Origin of the sequence: Pseudomonas sp. LB-090624 (assembly GCF_003205205.1) — a bacterium.
In the GTDB taxonomy this organism is placed as follows: Bacteria; Pseudomonadota; Gammaproteobacteria; order Pseudomonadales; family Pseudomonadaceae; genus Aquipseudomonas.
In genome coordinates this window covers 1-25863 of sequence record NZ_QJRL01000012.1, presented here as the reverse complement: position 1 = coordinate 25863, position 25863 = coordinate 1, and the positions used below count along the sequence as shown (strand labels likewise).

General features: G+C 59.6%; 21 protein-coding genes, 4 tRNA genes and 1 pseudogene. 12 read left to right on the top strand and 14 right to left on the bottom strand.

From position 1 onward, the window contains the following. Positions 1–29: 29 nt before the first annotated feature. The 11 genes from DMX11_RS13610 to DMX11_RS13560 form a co-directional block, all read right to left on the bottom strand. Complete coding sequence (locus tag DMX11_RS13610; protein ID WP_110744987.1) at positions 30–1901, bottom strand: SurA N-terminal domain-containing protein; 1872 nt, start codon at positions 1899–1901, stop codon at positions 30–32. A 181-nt stretch (positions 1902–2082) separates the two neighbouring features. After that, positions 2083–2355: a nucleoid-associated protein HU-beta gene (hupB, locus tag DMX11_RS13605; protein ID WP_003250246.1), complete on the bottom strand. Its 273-nt coding sequence runs from the start codon at positions 2353–2355 to the stop codon at positions 2083–2085. Positions 2356–2507: 152 nt separating this feature from the next. Then, positions 2508–4904: an endopeptidase La gene (gene lon / locus DMX11_RS13600; RefSeq protein WP_110744986.1), complete on the bottom strand. Its 2397-nt coding sequence runs from the start codon at positions 4902–4904 to the stop codon at positions 2508–2510. A gap of 164 nt (positions 4905–5068) precedes the next feature. Next, positions 5069–6352 (bottom strand): ATP-dependent Clp protease ATP-binding subunit ClpX, encoded by a 1284-nt coding sequence (gene clpX, locus DMX11_RS13595; RefSeq protein WP_110744985.1) that lies wholly within the window; start codon positions 6350–6352, stop codon positions 5069–5071. Between the two features lie 108 nt (positions 6353–6460). Then, positions 6461–7102 carry an ATP-dependent Clp endopeptidase proteolytic subunit ClpP gene (gene clpP, locus DMX11_RS13590; RefSeq protein ID WP_009683825.1) on the bottom strand — a complete coding sequence of 214 codons (642 nt, stop codon included), beginning with the start codon at positions 7100–7102 and terminating at the stop codon, positions 6461–6463. Between the two features lie 91 nt (positions 7103–7193). Next, positions 7194–8507, bottom strand: coding sequence for a trigger factor (gene tig, locus DMX11_RS13585; protein ID WP_110744984.1), 1314 nt, complete (start codon positions 8505–8507; stop codon positions 7194–7196). Between the two features lie 247 nt (positions 8508–8754). Beyond that, positions 8755–9054, bottom strand: a complete 300-nt coding sequence (locus tag DMX11_RS13580) for a DUF6388 family protein (RefSeq protein WP_110744983.1) — start codon at positions 9052–9054, stop codon at positions 8755–8757. A 214-nt stretch (positions 9055–9268) separates the two neighbouring features. Next, positions 9269–9344 (bottom strand) — tRNA-His (locus DMX11_RS13575). A gap of 44 nt (positions 9345–9388) precedes the next feature. Next, positions 9389–9473, bottom strand: a tRNA-Leu gene (locus DMX11_RS13570). Positions 9474–9525: 52 nt separating this feature from the next. Continuing rightward, a tRNA-His gene (locus DMX11_RS13565) sits at positions 9526–9601 on the bottom strand. Between the two features lie 41 nt (positions 9602–9642). Beyond that, positions 9643–9719: transfer RNA gene (locus DMX11_RS13560), tRNA-Arg, on the bottom strand. A gap of 270 nt (positions 9720–9989) precedes the next feature. Between DMX11_RS13560 and folD the strand changes: the two genes are divergently transcribed. The 5 genes from folD (at position 9990) to DMX11_RS13535 (ending at position 15227) form a co-directional block, all read left to right on the top strand. Further along, on the top strand, positions 9990–10844 hold the full coding sequence (folD, locus tag DMX11_RS13555) for a bifunctional methylenetetrahydrofolate dehydrogenase/methenyltetrahydrofolate cyclohydrolase FolD (RefSeq protein ID WP_110744982.1): 855 nt from the start codon (positions 9990–9992) through the stop codon (positions 10842–10844). Between the two features lie 433 nt (positions 10845–11277). Next, a complete protein-coding gene (locus DMX11_RS13550) occupies positions 11278–12588 on the top strand; it encodes a C4-dicarboxylate transporter DctA (RefSeq protein ID WP_110744981.1) in 1311 nt (436 codons plus the stop codon). 44 nt (positions 12589–12632) lie between these two features. Continuing rightward, positions 12633–13334: a FadR/GntR family transcriptional regulator gene (locus tag DMX11_RS13545; protein WP_110744980.1), complete on the top strand. Its 702-nt coding sequence runs from the start codon at positions 12633–12635 to the stop codon at positions 13332–13334. A gap of 16 nt (positions 13335–13350) precedes the next feature. After that, positions 13351–14019 (top strand): GntR family transcriptional regulator, encoded by a 669-nt coding sequence (locus DMX11_RS13540; protein ID WP_110744979.1) that lies wholly within the window; start codon positions 13351–13353, stop codon positions 14017–14019. Positions 14020–14165: 146 nt separating this feature from the next. Next, complete coding sequence (locus tag DMX11_RS13535) at positions 14166–15227, top strand: hypothetical protein (protein ID WP_110744978.1); 1062 nt, start codon at positions 14166–14168, stop codon at positions 15225–15227. A 49-nt stretch (positions 15228–15276) separates the two neighbouring features. Here the strand turns inward: DMX11_RS13535 and DMX11_RS13530 are convergent, their stop codons facing one another. Continuing rightward, positions 15277–15705 carry a PACE efflux transporter gene (locus tag DMX11_RS13530; protein WP_110744977.1) on the bottom strand — a complete coding sequence of 143 codons (429 nt, stop codon included), beginning with the start codon at positions 15703–15705 and terminating at the stop codon, positions 15277–15279. Positions 15706–15804: 99 nt separating this feature from the next. Between DMX11_RS13530 and DMX11_RS13525 the strand changes: the two genes are divergently transcribed. The 3 genes and pseudogenes from DMX11_RS13525 (at position 15805) to DMX11_RS26465 (ending at position 18712) form a co-directional block, all read left to right on the top strand. Then, a complete protein-coding gene (locus tag DMX11_RS13525; protein ID WP_110744976.1) occupies positions 15805–16683 on the top strand; it encodes a LysR family transcriptional regulator in 879 nt (292 codons plus the stop codon). 97 nt (positions 16684–16780) lie between these two features. Continuing rightward, positions 16781–17857: pseudogene (gene mcpA, locus DMX11_RS26470) on the top strand (methyl-accepting chemotaxis protein McpA); the annotation flags it as partial. A 114-nt stretch (positions 17858–17971) separates the two neighbouring features. Continuing rightward, the gene (locus DMX11_RS26465) at positions 17972–18712 is read left to right on the top strand and encodes a methyl-accepting chemotaxis protein (RefSeq protein WP_370290711.1); all 741 of its coding nucleotides are present in this window, start codon (positions 17972–17974) and stop codon (positions 18710–18712) included. Positions 18713–18838: 126 nt separating this feature from the next. Here DMX11_RS26465 and DMX11_RS13515 read toward each other — a convergent pair whose 3' ends face one another. Continuing rightward, complete coding sequence (locus tag DMX11_RS13515) at positions 18839–19741, bottom strand: LysR family transcriptional regulator (protein ID WP_110744974.1); 903 nt, start codon at positions 19739–19741, stop codon at positions 18839–18841. A gap of 197 nt (positions 19742–19938) precedes the next feature. Here DMX11_RS13515 and DMX11_RS13510 point away from each other — a divergent pair, with 197 nt between their 5' ends. From DMX11_RS13510 to DMX11_RS13495, 4 genes are all read left to right on the top strand, one after another. After that, positions 19939–20598, top strand: a complete 660-nt coding sequence (locus tag DMX11_RS13510; RefSeq protein WP_110744973.1) for an RraA family protein — start codon at positions 19939–19941, stop codon at positions 20596–20598. Positions 20599–20609: 11 nt separating this feature from the next. Then, on the top strand, positions 20610–21818 hold the full coding sequence (locus DMX11_RS13505; RefSeq protein WP_110744972.1) for an aminotransferase class I/II-fold pyridoxal phosphate-dependent enzyme: 1209 nt from the start codon (positions 20610–20612) through the stop codon (positions 21816–21818). A gap of 90 nt (positions 21819–21908) precedes the next feature. Continuing rightward, positions 21909–23192, top strand: coding sequence for a cation:dicarboxylate symporter family transporter (locus DMX11_RS13500; protein WP_110744971.1), 1284 nt, complete (start codon positions 21909–21911; stop codon positions 23190–23192). A gap of 180 nt (positions 23193–23372) precedes the next feature. Then, positions 23373–25262: a methyl-accepting chemotaxis protein gene (locus DMX11_RS13495; protein ID WP_110744970.1), complete on the top strand. Its 1890-nt coding sequence runs from the start codon at positions 23373–23375 to the stop codon at positions 25260–25262. A gap of 523 nt (positions 25263–25785) precedes the next feature. Here the strand turns inward: DMX11_RS13495 and DMX11_RS13490 are convergent. Beyond that, on the bottom strand, positions 25786–25863 hold a 78-nt coding region (locus tag DMX11_RS13490; protein WP_146146908.1), incomplete at its 5' end, for an integrase core domain-containing protein.

Sequence of the window (25863 nt, the reverse complement as noted above, 5' to 3'; positions counted from 1 at the left end):
GGCGGCCTGTTTGTCATGCAGCGATCACTTTAGTAACGCGTGATGTCCGCATTGGCTTCCAACTGCTTGCGGAAGGCGGCAAAGTCCTGCTGGCCAGCACGCGAGGCGAGGTAGCGACGGATCTGCTGCTTCTCTTCGTCGGTGGCAGCAGCCCCATCGTTGACACCCTTGAGCTGCAGCACCACCAAGCTGCCGTCACGCAGCACGACGCTGCCATACACCGGCTTATCCTTGGCTTGGGGCTTGCCCAGACGGAACAGCGCCTGGAGTTCGGCCGGGTCGATGCCGTCCTCTCCACGGGTAACTGCTTCGTAGGCTTTCCACGCCTGCCCTTCGTGCACGCCGCCAGCGGCGATGGAGCCGTCACGCAGGCCTGCGATCAGCTTGTCCGCCTTGGTCTTGAGTTCGGCTGTCGCCTTCTCCTTGGCCAGGTGCTCGCGGATATTCTGAGCTACAGCTTCCAGCGGCAGTTGCTCTGGCTTGCGGTGCTCCTTGACGCGCAGCACCACGGTGGTTTCCGGGTCGAGCTCGATAGCGGTGCTGTTGGCACCCTCGTCCAGCACTTCTTCGGAGAACGCAGCCTGCACCACTGAGCGGTTGGCAGTGATGCCTTCACCACCCTCGCGGCCGAAGGCGGCCGAGGTGTGCACCTTGAGGTTCAGGTCCTGGGCCGGCTGGGCCAGGTCGGAAGCCTCGTAGGCCGCATCCTGCAGCTGCTTGCTGGCATCGACGTAACGCTGCTCTACCAACGGGGTCTTCAGGTCACGGGTCAGCTTGTCCTTCAAGCTGGCAAAGCTCGGTACTTCAGGTGCTTCCACGCCCAACAGCTTGATCAGGTGGTAGCCGAACTCGGTGCGCACGGGCGCCGATACCTGGCCATCCTGCAGCTTGTACAGCGCCTCCTCGAAGGCCGGGTCGTAGACGCCCGGGCCAGCAAAGCCGAGGTCACCACCGTTGTTGGCCGAGCCCGGGTCCTGGGAGAATTCCTTGGCCAGTGCGGCAAAGTCCTCACCCTTGGCCAGGCGTTGCTCAATCTCCTCGGCACGGGCCTTGGCTTGGGCATCGGTGACCTTGTCGTTCACCTCGATGAGGATGTGCGCGGCATGGCGCTGCTCGGCGAGGTTGGCGATTTCCTTCTCGTACTGAGCCTTGAGTTCTTCGTCGGTCACCTTGACCTGGTCGAAGAACGCCGACTTCTTGAGCTCGATGTAGTCGATCACCACCTGATCAGGCGACATGAACTCCTTGGCGTGCTGGTCGTAGTGCGCCTTGACTTCATCGTCGCTGACCTTGACCGCAGCCGGATCGGCCTTGAAGGTCAGGGAAGCGAAGTCGCGGGTCTGTTTCTCCAAACGGGCGAAGGCATCGACCTGCTGGTCGGTGACAAAGCTGCTGCCGGCCAGGCCCGTGCGCAGCTGGCCGATGAGCATTTCTTCGGCGAGCATGTCGCGGAACTGCATGCGACCGTAGCCCATCTGGCGGATGACCTGGTCGAAACGGTCGGCACTGAACTTGCCGTCCACCTGGAACTCCGGCGTCTGCAGAATGACCTGATCCAGTGCGGCGTCGGAGAAGGCAAACTTGGCATCCTCGGCACCCTGCAGCAGCAGTTTGCGGCTGATCAGCCCCTTGAGCGCCTCTTCGCGCAGCAATTTGTCATCCAGCAAAGCCGGGTCGAAATCCTTGCCCAACTGTTGCACCAGTTGGCGGCGCTGCATGTCGGCCGCCTGGCTCAGCTCGTTCTGGCTGATAGTCTGGCCATTTACCTTGGCAGCGTCCTGGCTATGGGTGGCGGCCTGGAAAATAGCTTCGAAGCCGGTCAATGCCATCAACACGACGATAAGGCCGATGATGGTCTTGGCAATCCAACCTTGTGAATTGTCCCTGATATTTTGCAGCATGCGTCCCCCAGAAACGGCTGTACCACTGCGTCGACAACCGCGGAGCGTGGGTAGAATCCTGATAAAAGAAAGGCGCATCCGAGGATGCGCCTTTGCTTAGCAAACGTGTCAGGCGGGAACGTTTGCGCCCCGCCATCACCGTGCTCGGACCAGGCCTGGCCGGGTCCGGCTGAAAGACGACTTAGTTGACGGCGTCTTTCAGGCCTTTACCTGCCTTGAAACCTGGAACCTTGGCGGCTTCGATCTTGATCGCCTTACCGGTTTGTGGGTTGCGGCCAGTGCGCTCGGCGCGCTCTTTGACCGAGAAGGTACCGAAGCCAACCAGTACCACATCGTCACCTTGCTTCAGGGCGCCGGTGACGGATTCGATTACTGCGTCCAGCGCACGGCCGGCTACAGCTTTCGGGATGTCAGCAGATGCGGCGATAGCGTCAATCAGTTCCGACTTGTTCACTCTAAGTCCCCTTATTTCTCTATTGAGTTTGTTTCTAAGTATGTAATGAAAAGCTTATGAAACGTGTGCTGGGAGGCATGGCGACAATAACGTGCCGCTTTATAGCAAGGCGCCGAAAATACTGTCAAGGAAAGCCCCCCAGCCAAAAACTACTAATGCGTGCTGATTCTTTCCTTAGCATCGCCGTCGCGCTTCTCGTCTTTCGCGACAATCTCCGGAGCCACATCTGGCAAGGGCTCCGGGGCGTATTGCAGCGCAATTTGCAGGACTTCGTCAATCCATTTGACCGGTTTGATCTGCAGATCCTGCTTGATATTTTCCGGAATCTCTTTCAAGTCGCGAACATTCTCCTCCGGAATGATCACCGTCTTGATCCCGCCACGATGTGCCGCCAGCAGTTTTTCCTTCAAACCGCCAATGGCCAATACCTGGCCACGCAGGGTGATTTCGCCGGTCATGGCCACATCGGCACGTACCGGAATCTGCGTCAGCGCCGACACCAGCGCGGTGCACATGCCTATGCCGGCGCTCGGGCCGTCCTTCGGCGTGGCGCCCTCAGGCATGTGGATATGCACGTCGTGCTTCTCGTGGAAGTCCGCGGCAATCCCCAGGCTGCGGGCGCGGCTACGCACCACGGTCTGTGCAGCCGTAATCGATTCGACCATGACATCGCCCAGCGAGCCGGTCTTGATCAGCTGACCCTTGCCGGGGATGACCACGGCTTCGATGGTCAGCAATTCGCCGCCCACCTGGGTCCAGGCCAGGCCGGTAACCTGGCCGATCTGGTCCTGTTGCTCGGCCAGGCCGTAGCGGAACTTGCGCACGCCCAGCAAGTGCTCCAGCTGCTCGCTGGCCACCTTGACCTTGACCTGCTTCTGCCCGGTATGTTCCTTGACCACCTTGCGGCAAACCTTGGCGATCTGGCGTTCCAGCCCTCGCACACCGGCTTCGCGGGTGTAGAAACGGATGATGTCACGGATCGCCGAGACATCGACCTCCAGCTCGTCCTTCTTCAAGCCGTTGGCCTTGACCTGCTTCGGCACCAGGTACTTGACCGCAATGTTGATCTTCTCGTCCTCGGTGTAGCCCGGCAGGCGGATGACTTCCATCCGGTCCAGCAGCGCCGGCGGGATGTTCATCGAGTTCGAGGTGCAGAGGAACATCACGTCCGAGAGGTCGTAGTCGACTTCCAGGTAGTGGTCGTTGAAGTTGTGGTTCTGCTCCGGGTCGAGCACTTCCAGCAGCGCCGAAGCCGGGTCGCCGCGCATGTCGCTGCCCATCTTGTCGATTTCATCGAGCAGGAACAGCGGGTTGCGCACGCCCACCTTGGTCATCTTCTGAATCAGGCGACCGGGCATGGAACCGATGTAGGTGCGGCGGTGGCCACGAATCTCGGCCTCGTCACGCACGCCACCCAAGGCCATGCGCACGAACTTGCGGTTGGTGGCGGCAGCGATCGACTCGGCCAGCGAGGTCTTACCAACGCCGGGCGGGCCGACCAGGCACAGGACCGGGCCACGGATTTTCTTGACGCGTTTCTGCACGGCGAGGTACTCGAGGATGCGCTCCTTGACCTCCTCCAGGCCATAGTGGTCGGCATCGAGGATTTCCTCGGCCTTGGTCAGGTCCAGGCGTACCTTGCTCTGGGCCTTCCACGGCACCTGCACCAGCCAGTCGAGGTACGAGCGCACCACGGTTGCCTCAGCGGACATCGGCGACATCTGCTTGAGCTTGTTGAGCTCGGCCTGGGCCTTGGTCAGGGCGTCCTTGGGCAGGCCAGCGGCTTCGATGCGCTTCTTCAGCTCTTCGACTTCGTTGTGGCCTTCGTCACCATCGCCGAGCTCCTTCTGAATGGCCTTCATCTGCTCATTCAGGTAGTACTCGCGCTGGCTGCGCTCCATCTGTTTCTTGACCCGGCCGCGGATACGTTTTTCGACCTGCAACAGGTCGATCTCGGCATCCAGCAGCGCCAGCACGTGCTCGACACGGGTGGCCAGGTCGACGATTTCAAGAATTTCCTGCTTCTGCTCGATCTTCAGGGCCATGTGGGCGGCCATGGTGTCGACCAGGCGCCCGGGCTCTTCGATGCTGTTCAACGAAGACAGCACTTCGGCAGGGACTTTCTTGCCCAGCTGCACATACTGCTCGAATTGCGACAGCAGCGTGCGCACGAACACTTCCGACTCGCGCTCGGCGGTGTCGGTTTCGTCGATCAGGGAAACTTCGGCACGGATGTGCCCTTCTACTTCGGTGAAACGCTCGACCGCGCCCCGCTGCTCGCCCTCGACCAGCACCTTGACGGTGCCGTCAGGCAGCTTCAGCAATTGCAGCACGGTGGCAACGGTACCGACACGGTACAAAGCGTCCTCGCCCGGGTCGTCATCTGCTGGGTTTTTCTGGGCCAGCAGGAGAATCTGCTTTTCGCCCGTCATCGCCGCCTCGAGGGCTTCGATGGATTTTTCGCGCCCCACGAACAGCGGGATAACCATGTGCGGGTAAACAACGACATCGCGCAATGGCAAAAGAGGCAAGTCGAGGGTGGTCTTCATGATTTCGCCTCTACAGCGGCCTTATGGCCGGAAACCGGTTGAAATGATGCTTGGACCTAATGTGGGGGTAGGCTTTGGAAATTACAAGCGCTAGCGCAGGAAAAGCAGAAAGGGGCCCGCAGGCCCCCTTCTGATTTGCAACCGTGAACCGGCCATTGCCTGAATCAGGCGTCTGGCGCGGCCTTGGCTTGCGGCTCGCTGTTCTCGTAGATCATCAGCGGCTGCGAAGTGCCTTCGATGACGCTCTCGTCGATCACCACCTTGCTGACATCCTTCTGCGAAGGAATCTCGTACATGGTGTCGAGCAGCACGCCTTCGAGGATCGAACGCAGGCCACGGGCGCCGGTTTTGCGCTCCAGGGCCTTGCGTGCAACGGCCTTGAGCGCATCGCTGCGGAACTCGAGGTCGACGCTTTCCATCTCGAACAGCTTGGCATACTGCTTGGTAAGGGCGTTCTTCGGCTCGGTAAGGATCTGCATCAGTGCAGCCTCATCCAGCTCGTCGAGGGTAGCCAGTACCGGCAGGCGGCCGACGAATTCCGGAATCAGGCCAAACTTGACCAGATCGTCCGGCTCGACCTCACGCAGGGACTCGCCAACCTTCTTGCCCTCTTCCTTGCTGCGCACTTCGGCACCAAACCCGATGCCACCTTTGGTGGAGCGGTTCTGGATGACCTTTTCCAGGCCCGAGAACGCGCCACCGCAGATGAACAGGATGTTGCGGGTATCAACCTGCAGGAACTCCTGTTGCGGGTGCTTGCGGCCGCCTTGCGGCGGAACCGAGGCCACAGTGCCTTCGATCAGTTTCAGCAGTGCCTGCTGCACGCCCTCGCCCGAGACATCACGGGTAATGGACGGGTTGTCCGACTTGCGCGAGATCTTGTCGATTTCGTCGATGTAGACAATGCCCATCTGGGCCTTTTCCACGTCGTAGTCGCACTTCTGCAACAGCTTCTGGATGATGTTTTCGACGTCCTCACCCACATAACCGGCTTCGGTCAGGGTGGTGGCGTCAGCAATGGTAAACGGTACGTTCAACAGGCGTGCCAGGGTTTCGGCGAGCAGGGTCTTGCCCGAGCCGGTCGGCCCGATGAGCAGGATGTTGCTCTTGCCCAGTTCGACTTCGTCACCCTTCTTGTCACGCTGGTTCAGGCGCTTGTAGTGGTTGTACACCGCTACGGCCAGCACCTTCTTCGCGCGCTCCTGACCAATCACGTACTGGTCCAGGATGCCGCTGATTTCTTTCGGCGAAGGCAATTTGTGCGCGCTGCTCTCGGCCTGGGCTTCCTGCACCTCCTCACGGATGATGTCATTGCACAGGTCGACGCACTCGTCGCAGATAAATACCGAGGGCCCGGCAATCAATTTGCGCACTTCGTGCTGGCTTTTGCCGCAGAAGGAGCAATAGAGCAATTTGCCGCTGTCCTCGCCGTTACGGGTGTCAGTCATTCGATCGATCCAATCCGGTAGGCTTGCAACACAAGATGAAGGCAATTGCGGGCTTTTTCAAGTCCGCAGGTAGGCGCTTTCCGCGCCTACCTGCTCTGACACCCCGGTTCAGGAGGCCAGTTGCCGCTTGTCGTAGACCGAGTCGATCAGACCGTACTCGGCCGCGCGCGAGGCGCTCATGAAGTTGTCACGCTCGGTGTCACGCTTGATGGTCTCGAGGTCCTGGCCGGTGTGGTAGGCCAGCAGCTCGTTCAGGCGTGCCTTGATATTGAGGATTTCCTGGGCGTGGATCTCGATATCGGTGGCCTGCCCCTGGAAACCGCCCAGTGGCTGGTGAATCATCACACGCGAGTTAGGCAGGCAGTGACGCTTGCCTTTGGCACCGGCAGCCAGCAGGAAGGCACCCATGCTGCAGGCCTGGCCGATGCAGATGGTCGAGACGTCCGGCTTGATGAACTGCATGGTGTCGTAGATCGACATACCGGCAGTGACGGAGCCACCCGGCGAGTTGATGTACAGATGGATATCCTTGTCCGGGTTTTCCGCTTCGAGGAACAGCATCTGCGCAACGACGAGGTTGGCCATGTAGTCTTCGACCGGGCCAACCAGGAAGATCACTCGCTCTTTCAACAAGCGCGAGTAGATGTCGTAAGCGCGCTCGCCACGGGCGGACTGCTCGATAACCATCGGGACCAGGCCGCCTGCGGCCTGGATGTCAGAGCTCTGCTGAATATAAGAATTGCGGGACATGTCCTGCGCTCACTCCCAAATAGTCATGGCTTGATAACGCACAAGCCAGCTCGAAGGCTGGCTTGTGGGGGTTTCCTACGAGAGAAGCCTGTTACTCAGCTGCGGCAGGAGCCTCGGCTGGTTTGACAGCATCTTCGTACGAGACCGACTTGTCGGTCACAGTCGCTTTCTGCAGAACAGTATCTACAACTTGTTCTTCCAGCACAACCGAACGCACTTCGTTCAGTTGCTGGTCGTTCTTGTAGTACCAGGCGATGACCTGCTCAGGCTCCTGGTAAGCCGAGGCCATTTCTTCGATCATCTCGCGAACCTTGGCATCGTCCGGCTTCAGCTCGAACTGCTTGACCACTTCGGCAACGATCAGGCCCAGGACCACGCGGCGCTTGGCTTGCTCTTCGAACAGCTCGGCCGGCAGTTGCTCTGGCTTGATGTTGCCGCCGAACTGCTGAACAGCCTGCACGCGCAGACGGTTGACTTCGTTTTCCAGCAGGGCTTTCGGCACTTCGATCGGGTTGGCGGCCAGCAGACCGTCCATGACCTGGTTCTTCACCTTGGTCTTGATCGCCTGGCGCAGCTCACGCTCCATGTTCTTGCGAACTTCGGCGCGGAAGCCTTCCAGGGTCGACTCCTTGATGCCGAACTGAGCGAAGAATTCTTCGTTCAGCTCTGGCAGTACAGGGGCGGAAACGCTGTTGACGGTGATGGTGAACTCGGCGGCTTTGCCAGCCAGGTCGAGGTTCTGGTAGTCCTCTGGGAAGGTCACGTTGACAACGCGCTCTTCGCCAGCCTTGGCGCCCACCAGACCATCTTCGAAGCCAGGGATCATGCGGCCGGAGCCCAGTACCAGCTGGGTGCCCTTGGCCGAACCACCGGCGAACACTTCACCGTCGACCTTGCCGACGAAATCGATGTTGACCTGGTCGTCGATCTGCGCGGCGCGCTCGACGGCCTCGTAGCGGGTGTTTTGCTTGCGCAGCACTTCCAGCATCTTGTCCAGGTCGGCATCAGCCACTTCGGCGCTCAGGCGCTCGACGTTGATCGACTCCAGGCCAGCAACAGTGAACTCCGGGAACACTTCGAAGATGGCGACGAACTCCAGGTCCTTGCCCTTTTCGAAGGACTTCGGCTCTACAGCCGGAGCGCCAGCCGGGTTCAGTTTCTGCTCGACGATGGCTTCGTAGAAAGAAGCCTGAACCAGGTCACCGAAAGCCTCCTGACGGGCATCGGCTTCGAAGCGCTGACGGATCACGCTCATTGGCACCTTGCCTGGACGGAAGCCGGCAACCTTGGCGCGCTTGGCAGTCTGTTGCAGACGCTTGTTGACTTCGTTCTCGACGCGCTCGGCCGGAACGGCGATGGTCATGCGGCGCTCGAGAGCGGAAGTGTTTTCAACAGAAACTTGCATGGATATTCCTCGTTGCACAGACGTTAGCCGGCGTTAGCCCGACTCCAGAATCAAGGGCAAGCATTCTAGTGAGTCGCGCAGCAGAAGTCACCCCACACGGGACGACGGGAAACCACGCCGGTCGATTAACTTTCAAGGCCCGTTCGACATGGCGACGGGCCTGCCTCATCAATGGCCGCACCACGCCAGTGGCGCACTACAACCGAAATACCTTGTCAAACAACTTCCAGCGGCGAATTCGCTTCCTTTATTCAGGATCGACTTCGTTGAACTGGCAGTATTCTTCCCACTCCACGCCCAGCGCTTCGGCCACCTCGCGGTGCGTCTCCAGGCGCATGGCGCGCAACTGCTCCGGGGTTTCGGCGATCAGCTGCAGCGCCAGTTCCCAGGGCTGAATACCCTGCTCCTCAGCCGCATCCTCGAATGCCCACTCGATCTGCTGGGCCTGTTCACGCGCATCCAGCTCGCGGATTTCCTCGAGCAGTTGCGGATTGGCCTCGGCAAAGCGCTGCAGCGCCATGGCCTGACGGGCTTCTTTTGCAATCATTGGGTTGTTCCTCTGCCGGCCAACCGGGCCGCTGTTTCAACCAGCTGAAATCTAACAGCTTTTATTGGGGTGCCACCAGAGGATTGCAAGGGGTGGATTGCATCGATCTCACAGATGCCAAAACCCTAAAGCCAGGCACCCCACACCCCATACTTCAAAAGCCCAAAACAAAAAAGGCGCCCGATCTCACGATCAAGGCGCCTTTTCAATAATATGGGGTGGACGATGGGAATCGAACCCACGACAACTGGAATCACAATCCAGCGCTCTACCAACTGAGCTACGCCCACCATATTGCGGTCTTGCGTTGCTGCTGTACAGCCTTACAGAAGCATGGTGCGGACGAAGAGACTCGAACTCTTACAGCTTGCGCCGCTGGAACCTAAATCCAGTGTGTCTACCAATTTCACCACGTCCGCGTAACGCTTAAAACAAAGGCGCCATGTACTACCGGGGCGCCCTTGAAGAATATGGGGTGGACGATGGGAATCGAACCCACGACAACTGGAATCACAATCCAGCGCTCTACCAACTGAGCTACGCCCACCATATTGCATTACCGCCTACTTGCTTGCCAAAGCTGCCTAATGGCGCACCCGGCAGGACTCGAACCTGCGACCATCCGCTTAGAAGGCGGATGCTCTATCCAGCTGAGCTACGGGCGCTTAAGCTTGAAGCCTAACCGAACAAGCATTTAACAGGTAACTGCCAAACCACTTATTCTGCCCGACTTAGCCAACCAGTGCTAGGCTGTGCCCGACAAGTGCGGCGAATCTTATAGGCGACCCCAAAAGTCGTCAACACCTTTTTCAAAAAAATTTAAATTATTTAAGGGGTTAGGGCATTTGCCCGACCACCCGCCTTTGCCCTTGGCGCGTGTCGTGCGAGAATGCGCGCTCTTTATTGTTTCCTTCTCGATGGTTAATCACGCGTCTATGACTGCACACCTAATCGATGGCAAGGCAATCGCCGCCAGCTTGCGCCAGCAGATCGCTCAACGTGTCGTGGAGCGTCGCCAGCAAGGCCTGCGTACTCCGGGCCTGGCGGTGATCCTGGTCGGCACCGACCCTGCTTCCCAAGTCTATGTCTCGCATAAGCGCAAGGACTGCGAAGAGGTCGGCTTCATTTCGCAGGCGTTCGACCTGCCTAGCGAAACCACGCAAGATACCCTGACCGAGCTGATCGACCGCCTCAATGACGACCCGGCCGTCGATGGCATCCTGCTACAGCTGCCGTTGCCGGCGCACCTGGATGCCTCGCTGCTGCTCGAGCGCATCCGCCCGGACAAGGACGTGGACGGCTTCCACCCCTACAACATCGGCCGCCTGGCCCAGCGCATCCCGCTGCTGCGCCCATGCACGCCGAAAGGCATCATGACCCTGCTGGAAAGCACCGGTCAGGACCTGTACGGCATGAACGCAGTGATCGTCGGCGCATCCAACATCGTTGGCCGGCCGATGGCCATGGAACTGCTGCTGGCCGGCTGCACCGTGACCGTCTGCCACCGCTTCACCAAAGACCTGGCTGGCCATGTTGGGCGCGCCGACCTGGTGGTCGTGGCTGCCGGCAAACCCGGCCTGGTCAAGGGTGAGTGGGTCAAGCAAGGCGCCATCGTCATCGACGTGGGCATCAACCGCCAGGAAGACGGCAAGCTGGTCGGCGACGTGGTCTACGAGACCGCCCTGCCGCGCGCCGGCTGGATCACCCCGGTGCCGGGCGGCGTCGGGCCGATGACCCGGGCCTGCCTGCTGGAAAACACGCTGTATGCAGCGGAAGAGCTGCACAAGTAATACCGCGTGAAATAAAACGGCACCTCTGGCAGGTGCCGTTTTTTTTGCCCGTCGAAAAGTTACTGTGCGAGGCGGCGGCGTTGGCGCTGCGTGCGCGGTGCCGACCAATGCCGCCACCCCGGGGAAGGGTTGGCAAGCAGATTGCAGCATGGGTATTGGCACTGGACTTCATCCCCGTCTCGACGGCGGAGCAGGACTCTGCGGTCGCGGTTTCGCCCATTAGATCGGGCGGCACGCACCGAACTAGAGCCCAGCAGGCCGGATTGCCCCATAACTGGTCAGACCGGTAAGGCCAAAAAACCTTGCAATGGCAGTTTTTTCGCGCTTTTATGGCTTCGCGCTGAACAAACCGGTAAGACCACAATAATTAAGTCCTGCGCTCTTTCGCCCCGTGCGGCTACCGAAGCAAGGACACCGATCTGAGACTTCTCCCATGCTCAAATGGTGCTCGCGTTCGATATTCCTGCAAGTCGTGCTCGGCCTTGCCCTCGGCATCGCCTGCGGCCTAAGCTTCCCCGACCTCTCCCTGCAACTCAAACCCCTCGGCGACGGCTTCATCAAGCTGATCAAGATGCTTATCGGCCTGATCGTGTTCTGCGTGGTGGTCAGTGGCATCTCGGGCGCCGGCGACCTGAAAAAGGTCGGGCGCATCGGCCTGAAATCAGTGATCTACTTCGAGGTGCTGACCACCCTGGCGCTGGTGATCGGCCTGGTGTTCGCCTTCAGCAGCGGCATTGGCAGCGGCGCCAATATCCATCTGGACCAGCTGTCCAGCGCCGACGCCAGCAGCCTGGCCGAACGGGGCCAGCACATCCATGGCGCCACCGCGTTCTTCATGGACCTGATTCCCACCTCGGTGATCGGCGCGTTCGCCGACAACAATATTCTTCAGGTATTGCTGTTCTCGGTGCTGTTCGGTAGCGCGTTGAACCTGGTGGGTGACTCGGCTGCGGGTATTTCGCGGCTGATCAACGAACTGAGCCATGTAATCTTCCGCATCATGGGCATGATCGTACGCCTGGCACCGATCGGCGTGTTCGGCGCCATCGCCTTCACCACCAGCAAATACGGCCTGGAGTCGCTGCAGCACCTGGGCGGGCTGGTCGCACTGTTCTACCTGACGTGCGCCGGCTTCGTGCTGATCGTGCTGGGCACGGTGATGCGCCTGTCGGGCTTGAAGCTGCTGCCGCTGATCAAGTACCTGCGTGAAGAACTGACCATCGTCCTCGGCACCGCCTCTTCAGACGCCGTGCTGCCACAGATCATGCGCAAACTGGAACACCTGGGCATTGGCACGTCCACGGTCGGCCTGGTAATCCCCACCGGTTACTCGTTCAACCTCGATGGTTTCTCCATCTACCTGACCCTGGCCATCGTGTTCATCGCCAATGCCACGGGCACGCCGCTGGAGATGACCGACCTGCTGACCATCCTGCTGGTGTCACTGGTGACTTCCAAGGGTGCTCACGGCATCCCAGGCTCGGCGCTGGTGATCCTTGCCGCCACCCTGACCGCCGTGCCGGCGATTCCGGTGGTCGGCCTGGTGCTGGTACTGGCAGTGGACTGGTTCATGGGGATCGGCCGGGCGTTGACCAACTTGATTGGTAACTGTGTGGCGACCGTGGCCATCGCCCGCTGGGAAAAGGACATCGACCTGGAGCGCGCGCAGAATGTGCTCGCCGGCAAACCTGGCTTTGCCCCTGCGCCGCGCAAGCAGCCCGCTGCACATCAACAGGAATTCTGAGTGAACGTGGCCGGCACTGAAGCCGGCCCATCCAGGAGCAAAACGTGATCAGCTCATCAACCGTCGTCAATTCAGTGGTGGAAAAACTGCGCCACGCCCTGGCCCGCGGCCAATGGCGCAGCGGCGACATGCTGCCAGGCCAGCGCGAGCTGGCCGAGCAACTGGGCATCAGTCGCCCGAGCCTGCGCGAAGCGGTGACCGTGCTGGAAACCCTGGGCCTGGTGCGCTCACTGCCGGGCAAGGGCGTATTGGTGCTGGATGCCGATACCGCTCAGGAACCGGGCCTGGACACCAGTGCGGCGGCCAGCCTGGCCGACGTACTGGAACTGCGCTACACCCTCGAACCGTTCATCGTCGGCCTGGTGGCACAGTCGGCCAACAGCCAGGACATCGGCCAGTTACGCCTGACCCTGATGGACATGCGCGAAGCGCTGGAAGCCGATGACCGCGAAGCCGGGGTCAAGGCCTACATTGCCTTCCACGAGGCGCTGTTCGCCCTGACCACCAACCCGATCTTTCAGAGTGTGGTGCAGCAAACCGGCAATGCCCTCAAGCAGAGCGCCGACATGCTGCGCAACTCGCCTGAACACCTGGCCGCGCGGCTGAAAGAAAACGAAGCAGTGGTGCGCGCCATACGCGAACGCAACAGCGCCCAGGCCAGCGCCCAGATGCGCCAGCACATCCTCGCCGAAGGCGCGCGCATGGGCATCCCACTGAACATCCCGGACGAACACCCGCATCCATGACCCGAGGAGAGCGACCATGAACGCCGCCCCCCACCTGCCTGCCCTGCTCGCGGCCGGCGAAACCCGCCTGTCAGCCGAGCAGATCTACCCGCGGCTGTTCGACGCCATTCTCGAACAGCGCCTGCCGCCCGGCAGCCTGCTGCCCGAGCAGGCGCTGGGCCATGCCTTTGGGGTCAGCCGCACGGTGATCCGCCGCGTGCTCGGGCGCTTGTCCGACCAGCAAGTGGTGGTGCAGCGCCCCAGCCACACTGCTCACCTGGCGGCGCCCGACCCGGACCAGGCACGCCAGGTGCTCAGCGCCCGGCGCCTGGCCGAGACGACGCTGATCACCCTGGCCGCCCAGCGCGCCCGCCCGGCTCAGGTACGGCAGCTGCGGCAATTGGTGGAACGAGAGCGCCAGCACCATGAAAGTGGCGAGCGTTGTGCGGCAATCCGCCTGGGCGGTGAGTTTCACCTGAAGCTGGCCCAGGTCGCGGCCAATGCGCCACTGGCGCGGTTCCTCAATGGCCTGGTGCCAATGACCTCGCTGATCATTGCCCGCTACGAATCGCCATGCTGCGACCATTGTGCCTGGGAAGAGCATGCGGCGATCATCGACGCCGTGGAACTGGGCGATGCCGAGACGGCACTGGGGCTGATGCACGCGCACCTCGACCGCCTGGAAGAAAAGCTCGATCTGGATTAACGACGCGATCCCGGCGGGGTTTTGCGGCCCTTTCGCGACGCAAGGCCCCCGGCACGCCAGCGCTTGGCGATGGGCTGCACGGCAGTGGCTGACTGCCGCCCCTATACTCGGAACACCACCCCAGCCTCTACCAGGGAGGCGGTCGCGTGAGTTCTCGCATCATTCTGTCGCTGTGCCTTCTGCTGGCCGTGGGCGGCTGCGCAGGCAAGCGCCCGCCTGCCCCACCGCCGCCGGCTGTGCTCACCCCCGCCGCCTGGCAACGTATCGACCAGGAATTGATCGATGCTTCGGTCGGCGCCGCTGGCTCGGCCAACGACTACGCCCGTCGCTCGATGCGGGTGTGGAAGGAACAAGTGCAACAACGCACTGAAACCGACTTCATCCCCTGGTTTACCGGTTACTGGACTCAACAATGGCTGACCCTCAAGGTGGCCTGGTACAAACTCGACAGCGGTGAGGGCCGGGAGCCAGCAGAAAAGCGCCTGGCCCTATACCTGCAGGAGCAGTACCACGAGCGGGTAATCGAGCCGGTAGCCGAGCAGATAAACCCGGAAGGCATCCGCGACCGCGCCAGTGAACTGTATGTGCAACTGCTTGGCCAGCAGCTGCCGGCCATCATCAGCCGCTACAACGCTCCACCCGAACAATTCAGCCAACGGCTCAACCGCATCCCTGCCATCAACCTGGGGCCGCCCGATGCGCGCAATGCCAGCCTCTATACGCTGCTGCGGGCCAAGTCGCTGGACCAGCAACCCGCTTGGCAGGCCATGCGCCAGCACTTGCACCAACAGGCCATCAAAGGCCCTGGCAGGACGGATGTCGGGCTCAGTTCGGTCGCCAACCAGGCCAGCGAAAAACTCGGCGCCACCCTGGCCCCGCGTGGCATTGCCAGTGCCGTGGCGTCCGCGGTGGGCAAGGTGGCAGGGGCGATGATTTCGATTGCCGCCGCCGGATACGGGATGATGACCCATGACCGCGACCACCCGCAGATGGTCGAGCAGTTGCGGGTAATCCTCAACGTGGCCCTGAACCAAGAGTGGCAGGAGCTGATGGAGAACCGCCAAAGCGGGGCCATGGCAGGGGTGTATTACCTGTCGGGGCAGGTGGAGGACAGTTTGCTGGCCAGTGCGCCGCGGCCCGTGGAACCAGCGGAAGAACAGCAGGTGCGGCAGCCGCAGGAACCCTTGATCATTCGCCTGCCGCCCTAGGCTTTGTACGAAAAGTCGCGGAGCGGCGATACGGCCGCTACAAGCCTGGTCAGACCGTCGCCAACGCCGAGGTGGGCAATCCGAAGATGCGGTCGAACGCCCAGTTGTAGGCAAAGGTGTAGCAAGGGATCAGCACGATGAACGCCATGTCCACCAGCAACGCTTCCACCCATGTCATGTCCAGCCACCAGGCAATCAGCGGGATCAGGTACACAACCAGCGTCAGCTGGAAGCCGATGGCATGCGCCACCCGCCGCGCCACGCTGCGCCCGCGCTTGGCCTGGCGGCTCTCCCAGCGCTCGAACAAGGTGTTGTAGATCAGGTTCCAGAGCATGGCGATGGTGGTGATCATCACTGCCAGCGGTCCGGTATGTGACGCCTGGGTGTCCGACAGGTAGGCCAGCCCGAGGGTCGACATGCACAACCCGATCAGTTCATAGCAAGTCACGTAGACCAGTTTGCGTTTCAGTCCCTGCACCCGGGGTTACCTCCAATGACAATAGTGGGGCGTGATCATGCTTCACCATGCTTGACAGCAAAAGTCAGCAGCTGTCAAATCTACTGACAGGAGGCTGCCATGAACTTTTCCAGCGACAACATCCAGCTGTTTCTCGCCGTGCTCGATCGCGGTTCGTTTTCCGCCGCGGCCCGCGCCCTCAAGCGCGTGCCCTCCGCCGTGAGCATGGCCATCGGCAATCTGGAAGCAGAACTGGGTTACAGCCTGTTCGTGCGTGGCCCGCGCGAGGTTCGCCCAACCGCACAGGCCTTGGCCCTGGAGCCGCACGCCCGGCTGATTGGCGAGCAACTGGGGCTGCTTCAGGTGCACGCCCTTGAGCTGTCCCAAGGGCTGGAGAGCAGCCTGACCCTTGCGGTGGTACCTGACATCGACCACGGTCCCCTGCTGGCGGCCATCGCCAACCTGGGTGAGCGCTACCCGTTACTCGACATCACCCTGCTCAGTGCGCCACAGGAAGAAGCCCTGCACCTGCTGGACAGCGGCCGTGCCGATCTTTGTGTGGCCTTCGCCAGCCTGCAGATGGACGCTCGCCGGGGTTTTCACCACATCGGCATGGAGGCGCTGGTGGCCATTCTGGCGCCGACCCACCCGGCGTTGCGCGAGGGGCGCATCCACTACCTCGAGGACCTGACCCAGGTGCGTCAGATTCTGGTGCGCAGCCGCGACCTGCCGCTGGCAGACCCGCGGCCATTGATCGGCGCCACGCACTGGGCAACCGACAGCTTCGACCTGGCCCTGCAGATGGTCGAGGCCGGCCTGGGCTGGGGCGACCTGCCGTTGTCACGGGTTGCTCCGTTACTGCAAAACGGGCGCCTGTTACGCCTGGCTTTTCGCAATACGCGCAACGAATTGCAGCTGCCGGTGCATGTCCTGTGGCGCAAGCAACAGCCGCTACAGCAGGCGGCAAAGCTGCTGATCGAACAACTGGCCAACCCTTGACTGCCGCCCGTCGAAAGGTCCGTAAGAAATTTCTGTAAGTACTTCAATCTTTTACCCATTGAGCCGATATCTCGGTCGATAGGCCCCGCAGAACGTCATGAGCGCGCTGCGCCCTCCCCTCCCTGGCTCAAGGTCTCGAAACATGAACCTGAAATTTCGCCACAAGATCCTGCTCAGCGCCGGCGGCGTCGTGGTCCTGGCATTTGCCCTGTTCACGCTCTACAACGACTACCTGCAACGCAACACCATCCGCCAGAACATCGAAGCGTCGGTGCAGCAGTCCGGTGCGCTGACTGCCAGCAGCGTGCAGAACTGGATGAGCGGGCGGATCCTGGTGTTGGAAAACCTGTCCCAAGACATCGGCCAGCAAGGCACCGGCGACAGCCTGGCCGGGCTGATAGAGCAGCCGTCGTATACGCGCAATTTCCTGTTCACCTATCTGGGCCAGGCCAACGGCGTCTTCACCCAGCGCCCGGATACCCAGATGCCCGCCGGTTACGACCCACGTCAGCGCCCATGGTATGGCGCCGCCGCCAACGCCGGGCAAACCGTGCTGACCGCCCCGTACCAGGGCGCGGTCGGCGGCCTGATGGTGACCATCGCCACCCCGGTGAAAAGCAAGAGCAATGGCGAGCTGATCGGGGTGGTCGGTGGTGACGTGACCCTCGATACCCTGGTCGAAATCATCAACTCGGTCGATTTCGGCGGCATGGGCCACGCCTTCCTGGCCGACGCAAATGGCCAGGTGATCGTCAGCCCCAACAAAGACCAGGTAATGAAGAACCTCAAGGACATCTACCCCGGCAGCAACCTGCGGGTTGCCGCCGGCATGCAGGATGTCACCCTCAATGGCCAGGACCGGATCATCTCGTTCGCCCCGGTCGCCGGCCTGCCTTCGGCGCAGTGGTACATTGGCCTGTCGATCGACAAGGACAAGGCCTACGCTGCGCTCAGCCAGTTCCGCACCTCGGCAATCATTGCCATGCTGATTGCGGTGGCCGCCATCGCCGGCCTGCTCGGCCTGTTGATCCCGGTGCTGATGCGCCCACTGACTACCATGGGCCGCGCCATGCGCGACATCGCCGAGGGGGAAGGTGACCTGACCCGCCGCCTGGTGGTGCAGAACAAGGACGAATTCGGTGAGCTGGCCACCTCGTTCAACCGCTTTGTCGAGCGTATTCATGCGTCGATCAGCGAAGTATCGTCGGCCACGCGCCTGGTGCACGACCTGTCGGAAAAAGTGGTCAGCGCCTCCAACGCCTCGATCAGCGGCTCTGAAGAACAGAGCATGCGCACCAACAGCGTTGCGGCGGCCATCAACGAACTGGGTGCCGCCACTCAGGAAATTGCCCGCAACGCCGCCGATGCCTCGCAGCATGCCAGCGGCGCCAGCGAACAGGCCCACGGCGGCCGTGAGGTGGTGGAAGAAGCGATCAGCGCCATGACTGCCCTGTCGCAACGCATCAGCGAGTCGTGCGCGCAGATTGAAACGCTCAACGCCAGCACCGACGAAATCGGCAAGATCCTCGACGTGATCAAGGGCATCTCGCAGCAGACCAACCTGCTGGCCCTGAACGCTGCGATCGAGGCGGCACGTGCCGGTGAGGCTGGGCGAGGCTTCGCCGTGGTCGCCGACGAGGTACGCAACCTGGCGCACCGCACCCAGGAATCGGCGGAAGAAATCCACCGCATGATCACCAGCCTGCAGGTGGGCTCGCGCGAAGCGGTGCACACCATGAACACCAGCCAGGTTTCCAGCGAGCAGACGGTGCAGGTGGCCAACCAGGCCGGCGAGCGTCTGGCCAGCGTGACCCAGCGTATCGGCGAGATCGATGGCATGAACCAGTCCGTAGCTACGGCCACTGAGGAGCAGACCGCCGTGGTCGAAAGCCTCAACCTGGACATCACCCAGATCAACGCCTTGAACCAGCAAGGTGTGGAGAACCTCAACGAAACCCTGCGCCACTGCGACCAGCTGGCACAGCAGGCCGGGCGGTTGAAGCAACTGGTGGGTAGTTTCAGGATCTGACCGAACACGCCCACACCGTTCAGGCGAGGCCTTTCGGCGTCGCAGGAGAAACAGCTGCCACCCCCGTGCTCGACGGCGCCAGGTGGCAGCTCAGTGTGGGTGGCTACGTTTACGATGAGTAACCTTTCAGCGGGCGATGAGAAGACGAGAGAAGTTGCAAAGCTTCTCGGCCATCGCAGCAATGTCTGCACTAACCCCCACCCAGCGATCAGGTCGGTACAACGCGATGTAGTTGGTATCAGGTAGTGCCGGCTCACACCGAATCTCCCGTAGGTCTCCCCGCTCCAGCAGGTGCTCGATGCAGTCACGGGGCAAGTACGCAACGCCTAAGCCCGACATGGCCAAACCAACTTGAGCTAGCAAGTTGTTCACCGTCACCGATCTGGAGAAATTGACACCCTGGTTGGCGAACCAACGCTGATACAAAAGCCCTGCCCCTGAAGAGATGCCTTGGGTCAGTAATTTTTGATCCGACAGCTCCTCAAGCGTCCACAGCCGCTCGATATCAAGCAGTCGAGGCGAGCACATCCAGGCGTTACGAACGCCCTGCAGCATCACCTGCGTAAAGCGGGCATCACCGAACACATCTGGAACAACGACCAGATCAAGATGATCTTGCTCAAGCTTCCGGAACAGATCGGCACCAACCTCTACCAAGGGTTCCAATTGCAGCCGCGGATAGACCTCACTGACGGCCTCCACAAGGGAAGGTAGCCAAGTCATTGCTGTCAGCTCTGTAACGCCAATTCGGAATCGACCCACCAGGGCCGCCTTGTCACTTACCTCCCCGAGCATCTGATCGCGACGGGACAGTAAATCGGTTGCATGCTCGAGCAACAATGTCCCTCTCGGCGTCAGCCGTGCCGTCCGCCTTGACCGATCGAACATTGCGACATTGAAGGTTTCTTCCAACTCAGCAATGCGTTTGGAGATAGCTGACTGCGACATGTTCAGCTTGGCAGCAGCCGACTCAAAACTGCCCAGTTGAGCGATCCAGTACAGTGCCTCGAGTTGTTTGAATGTCACCAAGGGAGGTGTCCTCGCAAAATATTCGCAGCAGGCTGTCTACCTGCTGCCGCCACCGCCGACTGAGCCTTCAAGGGATGGATAAAAAGCAAATCTTTACAAAAAGCGATGGTATCACATTCAAAAATATCGCTAAAAGCATTCGAGTTATCTCCCTATCATCAAATGAAACAACACCATTCGTGAGACGGAGATAACCTATGTCCCTTGGCAATCGCTTCAACCCACCGGCTCCCGCTGCTGCACCGAGCATCATCGAAGCCTTCCGCTCTGTTGTCACTCCGCACATCAGCGACAACATGGGCCGCCACATCGGTGCGCGTGGCCTGACTCGCTACAACCACACCGGCAAGCTGGTCGGTACCGCATTGACTGTGAAAACGCGCCCAGGTGACAACCTGATCATCTACAAAGCCCTGACCATGCTCAAGCCTGGCGATGTCCTGGTTGTGGACGGTCAAGGAGACATTACCAACGCAATGATCGGCGAGCTGATCAAGCTTTATGCCCTCCAACATGGCTGCGTAGGTTTCGTTATCGATGGCGCCATTCGCGACGTCGCCTGCTTCGCAGACACCCCCTGCTACGCGAAAGCTGTTGTGCATTGCGGCCCTTATAAAACCGGCCCAGGCGAAGTCAACGTGCCAGTCAGCATCGGCGGCATGATTGTCAATCCAGGCGACATTATCGTTGGCGACGAAGACGGTGTAGTTGCCTTCTCTCAAGCAGATGCAGAAGAAGTCTTGGCCAAGGCACGTGACCACGAAGCCCTTGAAGAGCGGGTTAAAGCAGAGATTGCCAACGGCTCGAAAGACCAATCTTGGATCAACAATCCGCTGGCTAAATCCGGTCTGCTGTGAGAGCACTTGAAATGAGCAATAAATTCCTGTCTGAACGCGTGCTGAGCATCGCTCCCTCCCCAAGCGTTGCCGCAAACGCCCTGGTTGCTCAGTTGCGTGCAGAAGGCCGCGACATCGTCAACTTCACCGTAGGCGAACCTGACCTCGATACCCCGGCCCACATCGTTGAAGCGGCCCGCAAGGCGATGGAAACGGGTGAAACTCACTACACCAGCACGCTGGGCACCCCAGCGTTGCGCAGAGCTATTGTCACCAAGCTCGCCCGAGATAACGGCCTCCAGTACACCTTAGATGAGGTAGTAGCCGGCACCGGCGGCAAGCAGGTCATCTTTGAAGCACTGGCCGCGACGCTTAACCCCGATGACGAAGTCATCGTTCACACCCCGTATTGGGTATCTTATCCGGACATCACCAAGCTCAATGGCGGCACACCGGTTGTCATCCATGGCACCGAGCAAAACGGCTTTAAGCTGACGCCTGATGAACTGCAGAAAGCGATTACCCCTAGGACAAAGTGGGTCATCCTCAACAGCCCCAACAACCCGAGTGGTGCTGTCTATGGTGCTGCTGAACTGAAGGCCCTCGCCCAGGTACTTCGTGATCACCCACATGTCCTGATCATGGCGGACGAGATCTACGAGCACTTCGTTTACGGAGACGAACCTTATGTTTCGTTCCCGGCAGCGGCACCAGACCTGAAAGACCGCATCCTCATCATCAACGGCGCGTCGAAAGGTTACGCGATGACCGGATGGCGCCTTGGCTTCGGCGCCGGCCCGAAATGGCTGATCGCGGCCATCGGCAAGCTGCTCTCTCAGAGCACCACCTGCCCAAGCTCCATAAGCCAGGCCGCAGCAGTCGCTGCATTTGCCGGCGATCAAGCTCCCGTCAAGGCGATGGCGAGCCTGTATCGCACCCGTCGCGACATCATGTTGATCGCTCTTGAAGGGGTACAAGGCCTGACCTACACCGTCCCCGAAGGGGCGTTCTACCTGTTCGTGAACGTTCAGGGTCTTCTGGGCAAAACGACCCCTGGCGGCAAGCTGCTCAATACTGACGGCGACGTCGTCAAATACTGGCTTGAAGAAGCAGGAGTGGCCACTGTAGTCGGCGCAGCCTATGGCATCAGCCCCTACGTTCGCTTGTCGTTTGCAAGTAGTGAAGCAGTGATCCAAGAGGGCTGCGCACGCATCCGTCGTGCCTGCGAATCTCTGCGCTAACCAGCGAAGAACACCTGAGAGCCATCGGGGGCATTAGCCCCCATTCCTTTACAAAAAGATCCTGCCGCTGAACCAATCTGTGAGACGGACATGCATAAACCACGTATTCCTCTGGTTGCCCAGATTCTGATCGGCCTTGTCGCCGGTATTGCATTGGGTGCCATCCTCAATCATTTCCCAGATGCCAGTCCGTGGCTCATCAGCAATATCCTGCAACCGGCTGGTGACCTGTTCATCAAGCTCATGAAGATGATCGTCATCCCAATCGTTTTCTGCTGCATGGTGGTCGGTATCGCCGGACAGGGCGATACAAAAGCGTTAGGTCGGATGGGTGTGAAGACCCTCCTCTACTTCTTCTGCATCACCACAAGCGCAATCATCTTCGGCTTGGTTCTGGGCAACCTGATGCAGCCAGGTGCCGGAACCGACCTTCATAACCTCCATGCTGCAGAAGTATCCCTTCCTGCAGGGGGTGGTCATCAAGGTGTAGCGGGACTGATCCTGGGGATCGTTCCTGACAACATCGTCGACGCGATGGCCAAGGGAAGTTTGCTGCCCGTCCTGTTCTTCGCTGTCATGTTTGGCCTCGGTCTGTCTGGCCTCCCAAAAGAACGAAAAGATCCAGTTCTAGCTGTATTCCGGGGCATGAGCGATGCCATGTTCAGAGTGACGTCCATCGTGATGGCCTACTCACCAATCGGTGTCTTCGGCATGATTTCGGTGACGGTTGCCAACTTCGGCTTCTCCTCGCTGCTGCCTTTGGCCAAGCTCATTCTCGTCACCTATATCGCCCTGTTCCTCTTCGCAACGATTGTCTTGGGTTCAGTGGCAAGAATGGCCGGGATCCCCTTCTTCGGCCTCATTCGTCATATCAAGGACGAGCTGGTTCTGGCGTTCTCCAGTGCAAGCTCGACGGCAGTCATGCCGCAACTCATGGCCAAACTTGAGAAGTTTGGAGCCCCACGGGAGCTCGTGAGCTTCGTCGTCCCTGTCGGTTACTCGTTCAACCTGGATGGAGCTTCCATCTTCCTTGGAATCGGCACGCTCTTCGTCGCTCAGCTCTACGGCATTGATCTGACTCTGGGGCAACAAGCCGTGCTCGTCGTGACTATGGTGCTGACATCCAAAGGCGCTGCTGGGGTTCCGGGCTTCATGTTCGTGATCCTTTCCGCAACGCTGGCCAGCGCCGGCCTTCCACTCGAAGGCATCGCATTTATCGCAGGCATCTACCGCATCATGGACATGGGCACGACCACCCTTAATGTCCTCGGAAATGCCTTGGCACCTTTGGTCATTGCGAAATGGCAAGGGAAGCCAGCACCTAGCCCGACAACTAAGGCTTCACTCGGGGAAGCGGTAGCTCATAACGAGTAACACCAGGAAGCGCCTTGAGCCCCCCTCGAGGCGCGCCCCTCCCTGGAAATTGACAGCAGATGAGCAGTTCCTGACAGATCAAGTCTTTGGCAACACAAACAAGACCCAGCACCACAGTGTCTAGGCAGCTAGCGCATTGCCGCAAGGCGTCGGACAGCTGATGAATTCAGAGAGTGATCAATGAAAACAGCTCTTTCTTTCAATCAAAGGATTTTGCTTACCGCATCCTGCGTGGTGACCATCGCCTTTGCAGCATTCTCCGTTTACCAAATGCAGTTGCAGAGCGAGACGATCAGAAACAATCTTGAGGCCAACCTTCGCGAAAGCTCGATGCTGACGGCAAGCAATATCGCAGGTTGGATGGACACTAAAATCAAGCTGGTCGAATCACAAGCCGAGTCGGTATCCAGAAAAAACTCACCCGCTGATACGTCGGAGCTCCTCGAGCAGGACGTCTACCAGAAGAGCTTTTTCACGACATTCTATGGTCAAGCTGACGGTGCCTATATCAACCGTCCTGCCCGCCCAACTCCTGTCGGTTACGACCCACGTCAGAGGCCGTGGTACCAATCAGCTATCAATGCTGGCGGCATGAGCCTGACGCCACCTTACATTTTTGCTTCCACCGGACGACTAGGCATGACCGTCGCCACCCCAGTGAAGCGTGATGGACGCATTAGCGGTGTCATTGGTGGCGATATTATCTTGGATACCTTGCAAGCGCTGGTTACCGCCTACGACAAATCTGGCAAAGGCCAAGCATTTCTGATTGACCAAGCTGGCACAGTGTTGGTTAGCGCAAACCAGGATGCAGTGCTCAAAAACATCTCCACCCTTTTCAAATCCAAGCCAGACATCGTCGACGGCACCATCCAGAACATCGAATCGGATAAGGGAAGCTACGTAATCACCTTCAAGGAGATTCCAGGTCTTCCCACTGTGAAATGGTATCTAGGTATCGCCGCCGACAGGGAGCTGGCTTACGAGCCTCTGACCGATTATCTACAGTCGGCAATCGTAGCGACCGTTTCCGCAGCACTGGTCGTTCTCGTGACACTGGGCTTGCTCATTCACGCTTTGCTCAAGCCAGTACATCGCCTGCGCCAGGCCATGATAGAAGTGGCAAAAGGTGATGGCGACCTGACAAAGCGCCTACCTAACGCTGGAAACGACGAGTTCGGACAAATGGCCTCGGCCTTCAACAGCTTCGTTGAACGTGTTCACGGCTCGATGAAAGAAGTCTCCCTCAGCGCAGGCCAGCTCACGAAAGCGTCCGGTAAAGTCCTAGATGTATCCAACGCCTCACTCAGACAGTCTGACGAGCAAGATCAGCGCACCCAGAGCGTTGCCGCAGCCATTAACGAGCTAGGCGCTGCCACCCAAGAAATAGCCGGGAATGCAGCTTCCGCTTCGCAAGCTGCGACTTCAGCACGGAATCAGGCAGAGAACGGAAAATCTGTTTTGGATCATGGTCGTCAGGCCATGGAGACACTCTCCGAAGCTATCGATACCGCCTCCTCAAGCATTGAGGACTTGCACCAACGAACAGACAACATCGGCGAAATCCTGGAAGTGATCCAGGGCATCTCAGGCCAGATCAACTTGCTGGCGCTGAATGCAGCAATTGAGGCAGCCAGAGCGGGTGAGGCCGGTCGCGGCTTTGCCGTTGTGGCCGATGAAGTTCGCAGCCTCGCGCATAGAACCCAAAGTTCTGCATCGCAAATTCAGGGGCTGATTGAAGAACTACAGGCAAGTGCTAAGGCAGCAGTTGATCAGATGGCGGCAAGCCATAGTCATAGCCAGAAAAGCCTGGAAATAGCTAAAGACGCGAGCGAGCGATTCCACGCAGTCACTGTGCGGATGAGCCAAATTGACGGCCAGAACCTATCGGTGGCTACCGCGACGGAAGAGCAAAGCGCGGTCGTTGACACCCTCAATCAAGATATCAACCAGATCAGCGATCTGAACGGAAAGAACATCCAGAATGCAAAATCATCGTTAGCGGCTTGCGTAGCGCTGGATGAAGAAGCGCTCCGACTCCAACGCCTTGTGGGTGGATTCAGAATCTAGAGGCAAGAAGGAACCGGCGTTTGAAGAGTCCAGCCTGGCTGTGAGGTTTCCTTTCTGCCAGGCCTTGGCCAGGCCTGTAGCTGACGTCTCAAACACTGAAGCAACAAGCCTGACCGGACAGGTGCTGTTCTGACGGAGTTCGGCACCACCGGCCACCACCTCCACGCGGGTGGTGGCCACCCTATTCAAGCCAGCCTCGGTTGGCGAAAAGAAGAGGCAGGCTGCACAGGAGCTAAAAGCGCAAGGGCTTACTCAATAGGAGGCCCGCAAGCAGCTTGAAATACCGGAATCCACTTTCAGACGCCTGTGGCATCAACGGGACATGACTTTCGTAGCTCAATTTTGAATCACTGATCCCCCGCCAAGTGTGCAGCTGACGTGGCGTGAGGCCCAGCCTTGGTCAAATGTGCATTGGCGCGCAGTTGCTATAGACGTTACGCCTTCAGGTCAGTAGCAATGGCTTACGAAAATGAGTGTCTAGTCCTGAAATAGGTTTACACCTGTTCAGGTAGCCCGATAGACCTCAAAACGCCCGATGCACCGCATCGGGCGTTTTGTTTTTCAGGGCCATGTGAGGCCGCTCTGTGTTGTAGATCTGCAC